At 62.6% G+C, this 14,631-nt stretch carries 14 protein-coding genes and 2 pseudogenes; 10 read left to right on the top strand and 6 right to left on the bottom strand.

Annotated elements, in window-relative coordinates; translation table 11 throughout:
- Genes AC0NID_RS31320 through hypA form a run of 8 tightly spaced genes read left to right on the top strand, consistent with a single transcriptional unit; the run spans position 1 to position 8,038 of the window.
- Positions 1-873, top strand: a complete 873-nt coding sequence (locus AC0NID_RS31320) for a NifU family protein (RefSeq protein WP_473454105.1) — start codon at positions 1-3, stop codon at positions 871-873.
- Positions 870-2,060, top strand: a complete 1,191-nt coding sequence (locus AC0NID_RS31315) for an NHL repeat-containing protein (RefSeq protein ID WP_473454104.1) — start codon at positions 870-872, stop codon at positions 2,058-2,060. Before AC0NID_RS31320 ends, AC0NID_RS31315 begins: the two co-directional genes overlap by 4 nt.
- Positions 2,057-4,480 carry a carbamoyltransferase HypF gene (hypF, locus tag AC0NID_RS31310; RefSeq protein WP_473454103.1) on the top strand — a complete coding sequence of 808 codons (2,424 nt, stop codon included), beginning with the start codon at positions 2,057-2,059 and terminating at the stop codon, positions 4,478-4,480. The genes AC0NID_RS31315 and hypF overlap by 4 nt, the downstream gene beginning before the upstream one ends.
- 2 nt (positions 4,481-4,482) lie before the next feature.
- A complete protein-coding gene (locus tag AC0NID_RS31305; protein ID WP_473454102.1) occupies positions 4,483-4,764 on the top strand; it encodes a HypC/HybG/HupF family hydrogenase formation chaperone in 282 nt (93 codons plus the stop codon).
- 12 nt (positions 4,765-4,776) lie between these two features.
- Positions 4,777-5,469 (top strand): D-sedoheptulose-7-phosphate isomerase, encoded by a 693-nt coding sequence (locus AC0NID_RS31300; protein WP_473454101.1) that lies wholly within the window; start codon positions 4,777-4,779, stop codon positions 5,467-5,469.
- Positions 5,466-6,626 carry a hydrogenase formation protein HypD gene (gene hypD, locus AC0NID_RS31295; RefSeq protein ID WP_473454100.1) on the top strand — a complete coding sequence of 387 codons (1,161 nt, stop codon included), beginning with the start codon at positions 5,466-5,468 and terminating at the stop codon, positions 6,624-6,626. The genes AC0NID_RS31300 and hypD overlap by 4 nt, the downstream gene beginning before the upstream one ends.
- Positions 6,623-7,690, top strand: coding sequence for a hydrogenase expression/formation protein HypE (gene hypE, locus AC0NID_RS31290; protein ID WP_473454099.1), 1,068 nt, complete (start codon positions 6,623-6,625; stop codon positions 7,688-7,690). The genes hypD and hypE overlap by 4 nt, the downstream gene beginning before the upstream one ends.
- A gap of 9 nt (positions 7,691-7,699) precedes the next feature.
- Positions 7,700-8,038 (top strand): hydrogenase maturation nickel metallochaperone HypA, encoded by a 339-nt coding sequence (gene hypA / locus AC0NID_RS31285; RefSeq protein ID WP_473454098.1) that lies wholly within the window; start codon positions 7,700-7,702, stop codon positions 8,036-8,038.
- Here hypA and AC0NID_RS31280 read toward each other — a convergent pair.
- Complete coding sequence (locus tag AC0NID_RS31280; RefSeq protein WP_473454412.1) at positions 7,945-8,373, bottom strand: hypothetical protein; 429 nt, start codon at positions 8,371-8,373, stop codon at positions 7,945-7,947. The genes hypA and AC0NID_RS31280 overlap by 94 nt on opposite strands.
- A 36-nt stretch (positions 8,374-8,409) precedes the next feature.
- On the opposite strand from AC0NID_RS31280, the gene hypB reads away from it, so the two are divergent.
- Positions 8,410-9,039, top strand: coding sequence for a hydrogenase nickel incorporation protein HypB (gene hypB, locus AC0NID_RS31275; protein WP_474033376.1), 630 nt, complete (start codon positions 8,410-8,412; stop codon positions 9,037-9,039).
- Positions 9,040-9,137: 98 nt separating this feature from the next.
- Complete coding sequence (locus AC0NID_RS31270) at positions 9,138-10,211, top strand: HoxN/HupN/NixA family nickel/cobalt transporter (RefSeq protein WP_473454383.1); 1,074 nt, start codon at positions 9,138-9,140, stop codon at positions 10,209-10,211.
- A 379-nt stretch (positions 10,212-10,590) separates the two neighbouring features.
- Here AC0NID_RS31270 and AC0NID_RS31265 read toward each other — a convergent pair.
- The 5 genes and pseudogenes from AC0NID_RS31265 to AC0NID_RS31245 all read right to left on the bottom strand — a co-directional run.
- Positions 10,591-10,696: pseudogene (locus tag AC0NID_RS31265) on the bottom strand (type II toxin-antitoxin system VapB family antitoxin); the annotation flags it as partial.
- 218 nt (positions 10,697-10,914) lie between these two features.
- On the bottom strand, positions 10,915-12,057 hold the full coding sequence (locus AC0NID_RS31260) for a DegT/DnrJ/EryC1/StrS family aminotransferase (protein ID WP_473454097.1): 1,143 nt from the start codon (positions 12,055-12,057) through the stop codon (positions 10,915-10,917).
- A 246-nt stretch (positions 12,058-12,303) separates the two neighbouring features.
- Positions 12,304-13,227, bottom strand: a complete 924-nt coding sequence (locus AC0NID_RS31255; protein ID WP_473454096.1) for a carbohydrate kinase family protein — start codon at positions 13,225-13,227, stop codon at positions 12,304-12,306.
- Positions 13,224-13,406 (bottom strand): annotated as a pseudogene (locus tag AC0NID_RS31250) (RbsD/FucU domain-containing protein); the annotation flags it as partial. The gene AC0NID_RS31255 and the pseudogene AC0NID_RS31250, both read right to left, overlap by 4 nt.
- Complete coding sequence (locus AC0NID_RS31245; RefSeq protein ID WP_473454095.1) at positions 13,405-14,631, bottom strand: ROK family transcriptional regulator; 1,227 nt, start codon at positions 14,629-14,631, stop codon at positions 13,405-13,407. The pseudogene AC0NID_RS31250 and the gene AC0NID_RS31245, both read right to left, overlap by 2 nt.

Genomic DNA, 14,631 nt, shown 5'->3' with positions numbered 1-14,631 from the left:
ATGAACGCCATCGATCAGATCCCGACCAAGCGCGAGGATCTCGACGGTCTTGCCGGCGACATCGAGCGTGTCGAGGCGATCTTTTCGAGCTGGGACGAGACGCAGCGTAACGCCGTCGAGGCATACCGCCGCGCCATAGAAGGCCTGCATGGGGAGGCGTTGCGGCGCCTTGTGCGGGTGTTGAAGGACGAGCCGGCGGCGCTCGCGGCGATGAAGCAGGCGGTTGCCGACGAGGTCGTCTATGCGGTGCTGCGCCGCCACAACATCCTCAAGCCCAGCCTCAGCGAGAGGGTAGAGGCGGCGCTGGACGGGGTGCGCCCGATGCTCACCTCGCACGGGGGCAATGTCGAGTTGGTCAATGTCAGGCCGCCGGCAATCGAGGTGCGGTTTGTCGGTGCCTGCGACGGCTGTCCGGCCTCGGCTCTGACTTTCCATGCCGGCGTAAAAAAGGCAGTCGAGGAAGCCTGTCCCGAGATCACCGATATCGTTCAGATCAAGGGCATGAGCAACGCTGTCGACAATGATAGTGTCCGCTTCGTCAGCCCGTTCGCGCTCGGCGCCGTCGGCGGCTGGCATCTGGTGTGTCGCCTTGATGAGATCCCGCAGGGCGGCATCAGTGCCCTCGTGGTCGGCGGGCAGAATGTGATTCTGTCGCGTCAGGAGGAGGTCGTTTCCTGCTTCCAGAATGCCTGTGCCCACCTTGGCATGGAGCTGGATGGCGGCAGTGTCGATGAAGGCATCATCACCTGTCCATATCATGGCTTCCAGTATGATCTTTCCAGCGGCGAGTGCCTGACGGCCCCCGAAGTGGCGCTTCAGCCGCATGCCGTGCGCGTCATCGGCAACCGCGTCGAGGTGAGGCTGTCGTCATGATACGCGTCTCCCTGGCGCCCGATTACTGCCGTCCTCTCCCGGGCACCGTTACACAACAGCTGCTCGATCCGCGCGGTGCGCGAACCGTTCTCGGTGACCAGATCGCTTCCGACGGACTTCCAGACCCCATCAGGCCCAAACCAAATTCGCTGTTTGGACCGCGTGGCGTCTGCTTCGCACCGGACGGTGGGCCGTTTTTCGTTGCCGATACCGGCCATCATCGGCTGATGATCTGGAACAAGGTGCCGTCTGCAGACAATGCCGACGCGGATCTGCTGATCGGCCAGCCTGATTTTTATTCCGAAGGTCGCAACGCGCATGGGCCGCTCGGTCCCGCCACGTTGAATATGCCGACGGGGCTATCGACGGATGGCAAGGTGCTCGCCATTGCCGACGCATGGAACCATCGTGTGCTGATCTGGCGCACACTGCCCGAGCATTCGAACCAGCCGGCGGACCTGGTGCTCGGGCAGGCCGATTTTTCCAGCGGCGCCGCCAACCGTGGCGCGGCAACCGCCGCGGCCGATACGCTGAACTGGTGTTATGGGGTCACAATTGCCAATGGCCGGCTGTTTGTTGCCGACACCGGAAACCGTCGTGTGCTGGTCTGGAACTCCATCCCCCAGCGCAACGGCCAGCCTGCCGATCTGGTGCTCGGCCAGGCCGACGCAGCGACCCGCGATGACAATGCCTCCGGGATTGGCGGTGCTGTCGGCATGCGCTGGCCGCACAGCATCGCTGTCGAGGACAACAAAATTCTGGTGGCGGACGCCGGCAACAACCGCATCATGGTCTGGAATTCCATGCCGAACGCCGACGGCGCGCCGTGCAGCTTCGTGCTGGGTCAATCCGGCTTCGACGGCAATGATCACAACAGGGCCTCCTATCATCCGAACAATCGCGCACTCAACATGCCCTATGGCATAGCGATCCGTGACGGCACCCTGGTTTGCGCCGACACCGCCAATTCGCGGTTGATCGGCTATCCGCTCGATGATCTGCGCATGGACAGGGCTGCTTGCGGTCTTGCCGCCCAGTCCGGATTTGCCGACAAGGGCGACAATCGCTGGCGCTTTGCCAGCCGCGATAGCGTTTGCTGGCCGTTCGCATTGGCCACATCGGGGAAAACGCTGGCGATCGCCGATACCGGCAACAATCGCGTCCTGCTGTGGGAGGCGGCGTCATGAACACGCCGCTGCGGATGGCCGACGCGACGAGCAGTGTCGAGATTAGGGTCCGCGGCCGTGTGCAAGGCGTCGGTTTCCGGCCGACAGTCTGGCGGATTGCCAGTCGGCTGGGCCTCGACGGCGACGTGCTCAACGACAGCCAGGGCGTGTTGATCCGCGTGCGCGGCGTCTCGTCGACCATTGCCGCGCTTGTCGAGGAGTTGCGGGCGTCGCCACCGCCACTGGCCGAGATCACGGCGATCGAGACCCGCCCTTGCGACGGCAAACTGGAGCTCGGCTTCGTCATCGTCGACAGCGACACGAGTGCTGCCGCCCGCACCGAAATATCGCCCGACGCGGCCATGTGTGGCGCCTGCGCGGCGGAAGTGCTTGATCCGTTCCTGCGGCGCTTCCGCTACCCCTTCACCAACTGCACCCATTGCGGGCCAAGACTGAGCATCGTTCGCGGCATTCCTTACGACCGCGCCACCACGACCATGGCGCCGTTTCCGCTCTGCGAGGCTTGCGGCGCCGAATATCGCGATCCTGCCGATCGCCGGTTCCACGCCGAGGCGACGGCCTGCCATGTCTGTGGACCGGCAGCAAGATTGATCCGTTTCGATGGCCGAGCCTTCTCCTTCGAACAGCATTCGATGCTCGACGACGTGGACGCCGCATTGAGCCTGATCCAGAAGGGCGAGATCGTCGCCATTAAGGCACTTGGCGGCTACCAGCTTGCTTGCGACGCCACCCGGCCGGAGACGGTGGCCTTGCTGCGTCAACGCAAGCGCCGCGACGCAAAACCCTTCGCGCTGATGGCCCGTGACCTCGATGTGGTTCGTCGCCACGCCACGCTCAGTGCTGCAGAAGAGGCGGCCCTTGCAAGCCGCGAGGCGCCAATTGTCCTGCTTGCCGCTACCGGGCCCGAAAAACTGCCCGACGAGATCGCGCCCGGCCTGAAGACCCTTGGGTTCATGCTGCCTTCAACCCCATTGCATCTGCTCTTGCTCAGGCGCATGAGCCGGCCGGTGGTCATGACCAGCGGCAACCTGTCCGACGAACCACAGCTTATCGATGACGCTGAGGCGGCAGCAAAACTGTCCTCGATCGCACCATACGCTTTGACCCACAATCGCGATATCGCCAACCGCATCGACGATTCCGTTGTGCGCCACATGGGCGGAAGACTACGCCTGCTGCGCCGCGCGCGCGGTTATGCGCCTGCGTCGATCGCGCTGCCGCCAGGCTTCGAGCCGGCGCCTGAAATCATGGCTTACGGCGCTGAATTGAAAGCGACCTTCTGTCTGATCAAGGACGCCCGCGCCGTGCTGTCGCAGCACCAGGGCGATCTTGAAGACGCACTGACCTACGACGACTATCGCAAGAACCTCGTCCTTTATCGCGATCTTTTCGATCATCGCCCGGCGGCCTTGGCCGCGGACCTGCATCCTGAATACCTGTCAGCGAAACTGGCGCGCGCCACCGCCAGATCCGAAAACCTGCCGCTGGTCGAGGTTCAACATCATCATGCGCATGCCGCCGCCTGCCTCGCTGAAAACGGGCGGCCGTTGAACGCCGGTCCTGTCCTGGCCATCGTGCTCGACGGGCTCGGATACGGATCGGATGGTGCGATCTGGGGTGGCGAGTTCCTGCTCGCGGACTATCGCCGCTTCGAACGGCTTGGCACGTTCAAGCCGGTCGCCATGCCAGGCGGGGCAAAAGCCATACGCGAGCCGTGGCGCAACCTCCATGCCCATGTCATGTCCGAGATGGGATGGCCGGCCTTCGCCATGAATTTCGGCGAACTGGACCTGTTTGCCGCGCTCAGCGCCAAGCCGCTGGCAAGCGTCGACGCCATGATCAAGGCGTCCGTCAATTCGCCCAACGCATCATCTTGCGGCCGCCTGTTCGACGCAGTCGCTGCCGCTCTCGGAATCTGTTTCGACCGTCAGGCCTACGAGGGCGAGGCGGCCGCGCGGCTGGAAGCGATGGTCTCGGCGCACGCGCTTGACGACGAGGGCGACGCTCTCTCCTATCCGTTGCCGATTCCCAACCTGCAAGGTTCAGGCCTGCCATACATTGAGCCGCTCGGCATGTGGAACGCGGTCTTTGGCGATCTGATCCTGAAAACTCCAGCACCCGTCATCGCGGCGCGCTTCCACAAGGGTCTGGCGAAATCCATCGCCGCAATGGCATTGAAGCTCGCGCGTCGCGACGAAGACGGCGCCCCGCCGCGTTTTGGCACGGTGGCCCTGTCGGGCGGCTGCTTCCAGAACAAGGTGCTGTTCGAGCAGGTCATCCGCCGGCTTGAAGACATGAATTTCAACGTCCTGACGCACTCACGCGTACCGTCCAATGATGGCGGCGTCGCGTTCGGCCAGGCCGTGATCGCGGCCGCACGTCTCATTGACACCGGCAGTGTCCGACAGAAAGCGAGCTGACAATGTGCCTTGGCATCCCTGGAAAAATCCTCAAGATCGATGATCATGCAAAGAAACTGGCGACCGTCGACGTCAGCGGCGTCAGGCGACAAATCAACATCGCCTGCATCGTCAACGAAGACCATTCGGTCGACGACTGCGTCGGCGACTGGGTGCTGATCCATGTCGGCTTTGCCATGAGCCGCATCGACGAGCGTGAAGCAGCCGAAACACTGAAAATCCTCACCGAACTCGGCGAAGCGCAAGCCGAGATGGAGTCCATGCGGCTGTCGGCGGTCCACTAGGAGGATGTGAAGATGTCCAGCGAAAGCGAACTGAAAGGGCTTTATCCTTTCCTGCACGGCAAGACCCAGGACCCGGAAAAGATGAATGCGGCGCTGCTGCATTCCGTTGCCGAGAAAGCCCGCGACACACGCGAGACCAATGAGCGCTTCTTCGCCGGGCAGGCCGCCATTCTTGTTGCGGCCGCTCGCACGCTGGCGGATGTCTACCGCAACAACGGTCAGCTGTTTTCCATGGGCAATGGCGGCTCGAGCTGCGATGCGTCCCATGTCGCGGTGGAGTTCGTTCATCCGGTTACTGCCGGCCGGCCGGCGCTGGCGGCCACCAATCTCGTCGCCGATCTGGCGATGATTTCGGCGGTCGGCAACGATCTCGGCTTTGATCATGTCTTCGTGCGTCAGTTGCTTGCACACGCCCGCAAGGGCGATGCGCTGATCGGCATCTCGACCAGCGGCAATTCGCAGAACCTGGTCGCGGCCTTCGCCAAGGCCAGGGAGATGGGCGTCCACACCATCGGCCTGGCCGGTGGCGACGGCGGGCGCATGCAGACATCGGGCACCGTCGAGCATCTGCTGGTCGTGCCGTCGACCTCGATCCACCGCATCCAGGAATGCCATGTCGCCGCCTACCATATCCTGTGGGACCTCGTGCACACGCTGCTTGCCGACGAACGCGGCTCCGCCGCCGCAAAAGGAAGCGCCCAATGAAATACACCGACGAATTCCGCGACGCGCAGAAGGCGAAAGTGCTGATCAAGGAGATCGACAAGCTTGTCGCAACCATCGAGATCGCCCGGACGCGCCCGATCAACATCATGGAGGTCTGCGGCGGCCACACACACTCCATTTTCCGCTACGGGCTGGAAGGCATGCTGCCCGACGCCATCGAACTCGTGCATGGGCCGGGCTGTCCGGTATGCGTGCTGCCGATGGGCAGGGTCGACGATTGCGTGTCCATCGCCGAACGGCCTGAAGTGATCTTTACGACCTTCGGTGACGCCATGCGCGTGCCAGGCTCGAAGAAGAGCCTGCAACAGGCAAAGGCCGATGGCGCGGATGTACGCATGGTCTATTCGCCGATGGACGCCCTGTCGTTGGCGCGGAAGAACCCGGATCGAGAGGTGGTGTTCTTCGGGCTCGGCTTCGAAACCACAATGCCGTCCACCGCACTGACGGTGCTGCAGGCCGAAGCCGACGGCATCGAAAACTTTTCGGTGTTCTGCAACCACATCACCATCGTGCCGACGATCAAGGCGATCCTCGACAGCCCGGATCTGCATCTCGACGGTTTTCTGGGACCGGGCCATGTCTCGATGGTCATCGGTACCGCCCCTTACGAATTCATCGCTGACTTCTACAAGCGGCCCATGGTCGTCGCCGGCTTCGAACCCCTCGATGTCCTGCAATCGATCTGGATGGTGCTCAAGCAGATCAAGGATGGCCGCGCCGAGATCGAAAACCAGTATGCCCGTATTGTTCCTGAGGCGGGCAACAACGCCGCTCTCACTGCGGTGGGCAAGGTCTACGAACTGCGCGAGTTCTTCGAATGGCGGGGACTCGGGTCAATCGACCATTCGGGCGTCAGGGTTCGCGATGACTACGCCCGCTTTGATGCCGAGCGCAAGTTCGCCATCCCTGGTGTCAAGATAGCCGATCCCAAATCCTGCCAGTGCGGCGAGGTCCTGAAGGGCGTCATCAAGCCGTGGCAGTGCAAAGTGTTTGGCACCGCGTGCACCCCGGAGGTGCCGCTCGGCGCCCTCATGGTCTCATCCGAAGGGGCTTGCGCTGCTTACTACCAATATGGCGGCGTCAAGAAGCATACCGCGGTCCGGTCGTCCGCTGGCCAGCCGGTGATCGTATCATGAACATGCGGCCACCTCCGCCCAAACGCGTGCTGGGACGCGTTTTCATCCCGACCGTCACGCTTGCCCATGGCGGCGGCGGCAAGGCGATGAAAGACCTTATCGACGATGTCTTCATCAGCGCCTTCTCAGCTGGCGCTGCGCAAGTGCTGGAAGACCAGGCCCGCTTTGATCTGGCGACGCTGGCAACACATGGCGACCGCCTCGCCTTCACCACCGATTCCTTCGTTGTCGACCCACTGTTCTTCCCCGGCGGCGATATCGGCAAGCTTGCTGTGTGCGGCACTGTCAACGACCTCGCGGTCGGCGGCGCCAAGCCGCTGTATCTTTCCTGTGCTGTCGTCATCGAGGAGGGCATGGCGCTCGAGATGCTGCGCCGCATCGCGCTATCGATGGCGGAAGCGGCGCGCCAGGCCGGGGTCGCCATCGTCACGGGCGACACTAAAGTCGTTCAGCGCGGCGCATGCGACAAGATCTTTATAACGACCACCGGGATTGGGGTGATTCGGCCGGGGCTTGAACTCGGCATCGATCTTGTCAGACCGGGTGATGCTATCCTGGTCAACGGACTGCTCGGAGATCATGGCGCGGCGATACTGTGTGCGCGCGGCGACATGGCGCTGGAAGCGTCGATTAGGAGCGATTGTGCGGCTCTGCATGAACTGATCGAGTTGCTGCTCGCCGCCGCCCCCGGCACCCGCTGTATCCGTGATGCAACGCGCGGCGGCATCGCCACGGTGCTCAACGAGATCGCCGACGCCTCCGCAGTGTCGATCGAGATCGATGAAGCGGCGACGCCGCTGCGCGATGAAGTGCGCGGCTTTTGCGAGATACTCGGTCTCGACCCGCTTTACCTCGCCAACGAAGGCAAGATCGTCATTGCGGTGCCGGCCCAAGAAAGTGAAGCCGCACTTGCCGCATTATCGGCGCATCCGCACGGCCAGGGCTCCGCAATCATCGGCCATGCCGGCCTCGGCGAGCCTGGGCGCGTAACCATGCAGACCTTGTTTGGCGGACGGCGCATCGTCGACATGCTGGTCGGCGAACAACTACCGCGGATTTGTTGAGGAAGGCCCGTGCACGAACTTGGCATCACGCGCAACATCGTCTCCATCGTCGAGGAAGCCGCCAAGGGTCGACGCGTCAGGCGCGTGACACTTGATGTAGGACAGTTATCCGGGGTCATGCCGGACGCCATCCTGTTCTGCTTCGACATCGTCGCCCAGGGCACATTGCTCGCCGGTGCCCGGCTCGACATTCGCAAAATCGCCGGGCGCGCCCGCTGCCGGACCTGCAGCGCAACGTTCGAGACCGCCAGCCTTTACCAGGCTTGTGCCTGCGGCTCCCATGCCATCGACCGGCTGGCAGGCGAGGAGCTGAAGATCCGGGAAATGGAAATCGAGGAGGCTGCCTGATGTGCGGAACCTGTGGCTGCGGCGCCAAGGACGAAACCCGAATCCTCAACCTTCAGACCGGCAAAGAAACCGCTCTGCGCGGAGAGCATCGTCATACCCATGCGCACGGCAGCGCAATGGAGCATCGGTACGGTCAGGATCATCACCACAGCCACGCCCAACCGCATGATCATGGCGACGGCCATAGCCCGGATCACGACCATCATCCCGATCATGCGCACGAGCACAGCCATTTTCATGGTCATACCCATGACGAGCTTGGCCACGACCATGCCGGTCCCGGTCACGGGCAGGCGGGTGATGATCACGGCCAGGGCCATGAACGGCACGGACATGGCCCGACCTCTGTGGTCGAACTCGAAACGCAAATCTTGGCTAAGAACGACGCACTCGCCGCCAGCAATCGCGGCTGGTTCGCCGGTCGCGAGATCCTGGCGCTGAACCTTGTTTCCTCGCCCGGCTCCGGCAAGACAACGCTGCTTGAGCGCACCATCCGCGATCTCAAGGAACGCATGCTCATCTCAGTCGTCGAGGGTGATCAGGCGACTGCCAATGACGGCCAACGCATCCGCGCTGCGGGCGCTGCCGCCATCCAGGTGAACACCGGCGCCGGCTGCCATCTCGAAGCCGATATGTTGGCCAAGGGGCTGGTCGAACTGAGACCAGCGTTCGGTTCCGTGGTCATGATCGAGAATGTCGGTAATCTTGTCTGCCCGGCGATGTTTGACCTCGGCGAACATGCAAAGGTGGTCATACTCTCGGTCACCGAGGGCGATGACAAGCCGCTGAAATATCCGCACATGTTCCGCGCTGCCAAGGTCATGATCATCAACAAGATCGATCTTCTGGCGCATGTCGATTTCGACGTGGAAAGCGCCATCGCCAACGCGCGCCGGATCAATCCCGAGATCGTGACGCTTAGCGTGTCTGCAAAGACGGGGGTAGGGCTCGGGGGCTGGTACGAATGGCTTCACCATGAAGCGGCGCAGCTACGGCTTTAGGTCCTGGGTGTGCAACATCTTAGCGAAGACTTTGCTGGCCATCCATGGAGCGGGGAGGGGTGAAAATGACGGAAGCAGCCGCACTCATGGCGCCAGCGATGAACCAGGAGTCAGCTGAGCGGCGTCTGCCCAATCCTTTCGACGACCGGCCGGACCGCGTCAGAACCAAGGCGGTGATGACCTACGTCTTGCTGATTGCCGCCAACATCGCGGCATGGGTGTGGGCCTGGGTCGCTTTCTCCGACCGGCCGGCGCTGCTCGGCACCGCTTTGCTCGCCTATCTGTTTGGTCTCAGGCACGCATTCGACGCCGACCATATTGCAGCCATCGACAACGTCGTGCGCAAGCTGATGCAAGAGGGCAAGGCACCCTACGCGACCGGCTTTTTCTTTTCGCTCGGCCACTCAAGCATCGTTGTCTTGGGCTCCGTTGCCATCGCTGCGTCGGCCACGATGATGCAAGGCGAACTCGATGAGTTTCATAACCTCGGCGGGTTGATCGGGACCGGCGTCTCGGCCTTGTTCCTGCTCGTGGTCGGCCTCGCCAATCTGTTCATCCTCAAACGCATATGGGCGGCTTTCATCCGAGCGCGGCGCGGCGAAAAGATCGTCGACGAAGATCTCGACGCCCTGCTTGCCGGGCGTGGCTTTATCGCCCGCATTTTTCGCCCGCTGTTCGGCATCGTCTCTCGCTCTTGGCACATGTATCCGATCGGCTTTCTCTTCGCTCTCGGCTTCGACACCGCTACGGAAATCGGCCTGCTCGGCATCTCCGCAACCCAGGCAACGCAGGGTGTGTCATTGTGGTCGATTCTTATCTTTCCAGCTCTTTTCACAGCAGGCATGTCCCTCATGGACACAGCCGATAGCATTCTCATGACGGGCGCCTACAGATGGGCGTTTGTCAATCCGATGCGAAAGCTCTGGTATAATCTCACCATTACAATTGCCTCAGCGGCGATCGCGATCTTCATTGGTGGCATTGAGGCGCTCGGGATCCTCGCCGACAAGCTTGGTCTGCAAGGCGGAGTTTGGGGTATGGTTGAAGGTATCAATCAGAATCTTGCCAATTTCGGCTATGCGATTGTCGGCATCTTCGTGGTGAGTTGGCTGATCTCTGTGCTCGTCTACCGGGCGAGAGGTTACGGCAGAATGCGACTGGATAACACATAGCCTGATCTGCCGCATTCCCGCCCTGGCTAAACGCAAGATTCCTGTTGATGGACGCTCCGGTGTCGGGCGCGCTATCATTGGCGTGCTCGCGAATGGCATGACGACGGCCGCCAGAGACGGTTCAGCGCGTGCTTGATCAGGAAGCTGACGCCAAGGCCATTCGCTTCGGGTCGTCCTTCAGGACTGAATTTCAAATCATGGCCAAACTGCGAGCTGCGGTGCGTTTCGCTTGCCGCGGGCTGCGCTGCCTGCATTACTGCACTCTGTATCTGCAGGCATCGAAATCGAGGCTTGTCTTGTTGACTCGGAACATCACCGACTACGACTTCTGCCGACAACTCATTCCTGGTGGCAAGGTCCTGTTCTACAGGTAGCGCCACTCCTCAAGTGCACGCCTGGTAGCATTTGTGAATCGTCTCGCCAGTGCGCTCGGCCAGGGTGCGGGCGAGCTGTTCGGTCACGGGGTCTTTGATGCTCGGTGCAATTGGAGGTGCCCTTAACAATGTAGCGGCATCCGCGACTGATTTGCAGGGTACCTGCAATGCGCATTCCCGCGCTGCGGGGCTCAGGACGCGAACGCGCCAGTTAGTGGCGACCCCTCTCGCCCGCATAGGCCAGCCCGATATTGCCGGCATCATGCCTTCCTTGCGGGCAAATCCGTTCCGTCACGTCCAATGTAGATGCAACGGGCTCTGAAGACACTTTAAGCGGCGGCTACGTGCGCCGAATTCGACCCGATATAGTTGCGGATCGTCTCGATGATCCGGTCTTGGTCGGCCGCGCTCAGATAGGGATGCATGGGCAGGCACAGAATCCGCTTCGGCAACTCCTCCGAAACGGCAAGGCCGGTCGGCGCGCGCGGGTAGTCGCGGTAGGCGATCTGGCTGTGCAGGGGTTTCACATAATAGATCACCGACGGAATGCCCTTTTCCCCGAGATGCGCCTTGAGCCCGTCGCGCTTCGGCGTCTCGATGGCATATTGCGCCCAGGCCGAACGGCCGCCGTCCAGGTTGACCGCCGCCTTGACGATGTCGTCAAGGCCTTCGGCGTAACGGTTGGCGACCGCTTGCCGGGCAACCATCTCGTCTTCGAGAATGGCCAGCTTCTCGATCAGGATCGCCGCCTGCAGCGTGTCGAGCCGCGAATTGATGCCGACGCGGACATTGTCATATTGGGTTTCGCCCTTGCCGTGGAAGGCGAACGAGCGGAGCTGTTCGGCCAGTGCATCGTCATTGGTGAACATCGCGCCGCCGTCGCCGTAGCAGCCAAGCGGCTTTGCCGGGTAGAAGCTGGTCGAGCCAACCGCACCGAACGAACCCAACATCTTGCCGCCGATCGAGCCGCCGATCGCTTGCGCGGCATCCTCGATCACCATCAGCCCTTCGCGGTTGGCAACGGCCATGATCGCCTCGTAGTCGGCGGCGAGCCCGAACAGGTCGACCGGAATGATCGCCCTCGGCTTCAGCCGGCCTTCCGCCTTGATCATGGCGATGGCCGCCTCGAGGCTGGCGACGTCGATATTGTAGGTGTTGGGATCGACGTCGACGAAAACCGGCTCGGCCTTGGCAAGCGCCACCACTTCCGCCGTGGCGGCGAAGGTGAAGCTCGGCACGAACACCGCGTCGCCCGGGCCGATGCCAGCCGCAAACAACGGCAGCAGCAGTGCATCGGTGCCGTTGGCGCAGGCAACAACGTGCTTGGTGCCGACATAGGCGGCGAGCTTGTTTTCGAATTCGGTGACCTCAGGTCCCAGGATATAGCGTCCCTCGTCGACTACGCGGTCGATGGCTGCCTTCAGCCTGTCGCGGATTCGTTCGCGCTGCGCGCCAAGATCGATGAACTGCATGTCGGCCTCGAAAAGGTCCTAGCCAGATAACCGGCCGCTGGTAGCAGACTTGGCGCGGCCGAGAAACCCGCGCGGGCAAAACCGCGAATTGCTCAAGTGTCGCAGCCTGTTACCTCTGGTTTGCGACGTGCCCTTGAAGATGCCGGAAATCCGGGCTTCGTCGGGCATCCTGCGGTCTTCAAATCGCGTCGCGCCCGGCCGGCGAAACATAAAGTGATCGGCAAGCGGGGCGCATCGCCGTCCAAATCAGGCGATTTCCTGCCGCCATGGCGGATTGGCGCCGGCCCGCGACACGGTCACCGCCGCAGCCTTGGCGCCGAGCGCCAACGCCTTGTGGATGGCGTCTTCCGGCAGATCGGCGATCGCCTGTTTCGACAGCAGGCCCTGCTCGTGCAGCGAGGCCAGGATGCCGGCGTTGAAGGTGTCGCCGGCACCGACCGTATCGACCACCTCGACCTTGTCCGGCACGACCGTGACCTTGTGATCCCTGGTGTAGCCGGCAGCGCCTTCTGAGCCATGGGTGACAACGATCAGCGTCGGGCCGCGATCCAGCCAGTTACGAACGACGTCCTCGTGCGAGCCGGCTTCGCCGAACCAGTTGAGATCCTCGTCCGACAGCTTGACGATGTCGGCCATGGCCATCATGGAGCGGATGCGCCTGAGGTGCCTGGCCTTGTCCGGAATGAAATTTGGCCGGATATTGGGGTCGAGCATCATGACGCGGCGGCTGTGCTCGCGCCGCATGAATTCCTCATAGGCCGATCCGGCCGGCTCCGAGATCAGGCTGATGGCGCCGAACAGCATGGCTTCGACCTCGCTGCCGAGTTCCGGCAGATCCTCGATGGTCAGCATGCGTCCGGCGGTGTTTTCATCGTAGAACGTGTAGGTCGCCTGACCGTTGTCCAGCCGTACGAAGGCAAGCGTGGTCGGCCGGGGCGATGTGTGCGCATAGTCGGAACTGACCCTGCTTGCCCTCAGCGCGTCCTTGAACTGGCCGCCAAACAGATCCGAGGACAGGCCGGAAAAGAAGCCGGCGGGCGCTCCCAGCCGGCCAAGCGCTATTGCCGTGTTGAACACCGCGCCGCCGACATAGGGGGCAAAGGCCGGCTCGCCTTCCGTCGTGGTGCGCGGCAGCATGTCGATCAAGGCTTCGCCGCAACAGAGGATCATGATTTCCTGTTCTCCGGCGGATAGATTACATCCTCGCGGATGACGATGTTGGCGTAGAGCCGCGGCTCGCTTGTCGCGACGATCGCGTGCGCGGACCTCCCCCCTAGATAAAAGTCTGCGCCGGCAAGCGCAACCACGTTGCGGTCCGGCGCGTGTTTGGCGCGGATCGCCTCCATTTCAGGTGCTCCTGGAAATCATGGTCGAACCAATGAGGAAGCGCTCGGAAAGCGGCAGGCTGGCCCCGCCGAGCGCACGTGCATGAATGCCGACAGTCCCCTCGCGCACGGCCGGGAGCTTCAGGCCTTCGCCGTCGATCTTGCCGATGGCTTCGATAACGGCATTGACGAGCCGGCGCCGCACGGCCTTCGGCATCCATCCGTCGATCACCGCTGCCTCGAAATCGATAACCGAGGACGCCGCCACGATGGCATAGGCGAGCGCCCGCGAGGCGCAGGCGATCCAGTCGTCGAGCTCCACGCCGATCTCGCCCCAATCCTCCGGTGATGTCCACAGATGCGAGGCCTCGACGCCGCGCGCGTTGAGCGCCTTTTCCAGCATGGCGATCGATGCCACGTCGATCAATTGGGTCGGCTTGCCGTCCGGTCCGGGCACCGGCATCGACCCAAGAGCGCCGGCATTGCCGGTCGGCCCTCCGAAAAGGTGACCGTTCAGCACGATGCCGCCGCCGGCGAAGGCACCGATATAGAAATAGATGAAGTCGCGCGCCGCGCCCGCCTTGCCGAACACCAGCTCGGCGCCGCAGGCCGAGGTGGCGTCATTTTGCAGGTAGACCGGGAACTCGCACTGCGCCTGGATGTCGGCGCGGATATCGCGGTGGCGCCATTCGTCCATGACGTCGCGCGGCGCACCTGCCGTATCGGCCCAGTTCCACAATTCAAACGGCATGGCGATGCCAAGTCCGGCAATGCGCTTGTCCTGCGCCGGGGTGAGTTCGCCGCGCATCGTCTTCATGCCGGTGGTGACGAATTCCACCGTCTCGCGCGGTGCCGGATAGCGGTAGGAATGCTGCAGCATGGAGCGCACATTGCCGAGAAAATCGATCAGCACGAGTTCGGCGCTGCGGCGGCCGATCTTCAGGCCAATGAAATAGGCGCCATCGGGATTGAGCGCCATCGGAATGGACGGCTGGCCGATCTTGCCGCGCAACGGCGCCTGGCGGACGAGCAGGTTGTCCTCCTCGAGCTCGCGCATGATGACCGAAACCGTCTGGGCCGAAAGCCCGGTCATGCGCGCAATGTCGGATTTGGCCAGGCTGCCGTGCTGACGCACAAGCGACAGCACCAGCCGCTCATTGTGGTCGCGCATGCCGCTCTGGTTGGTGCCGCGATGAATTCGGCTGTCGGCTGCCTCGGGCGAACCGTGCCTGGTAATGCCGGTCTCCAC

This window comes from Mesorhizobium sp. WSM4821 (genome assembly GCF_055901555.1).
This window is presented reverse-complemented; position numbering and strand designations above follow the sequence as displayed.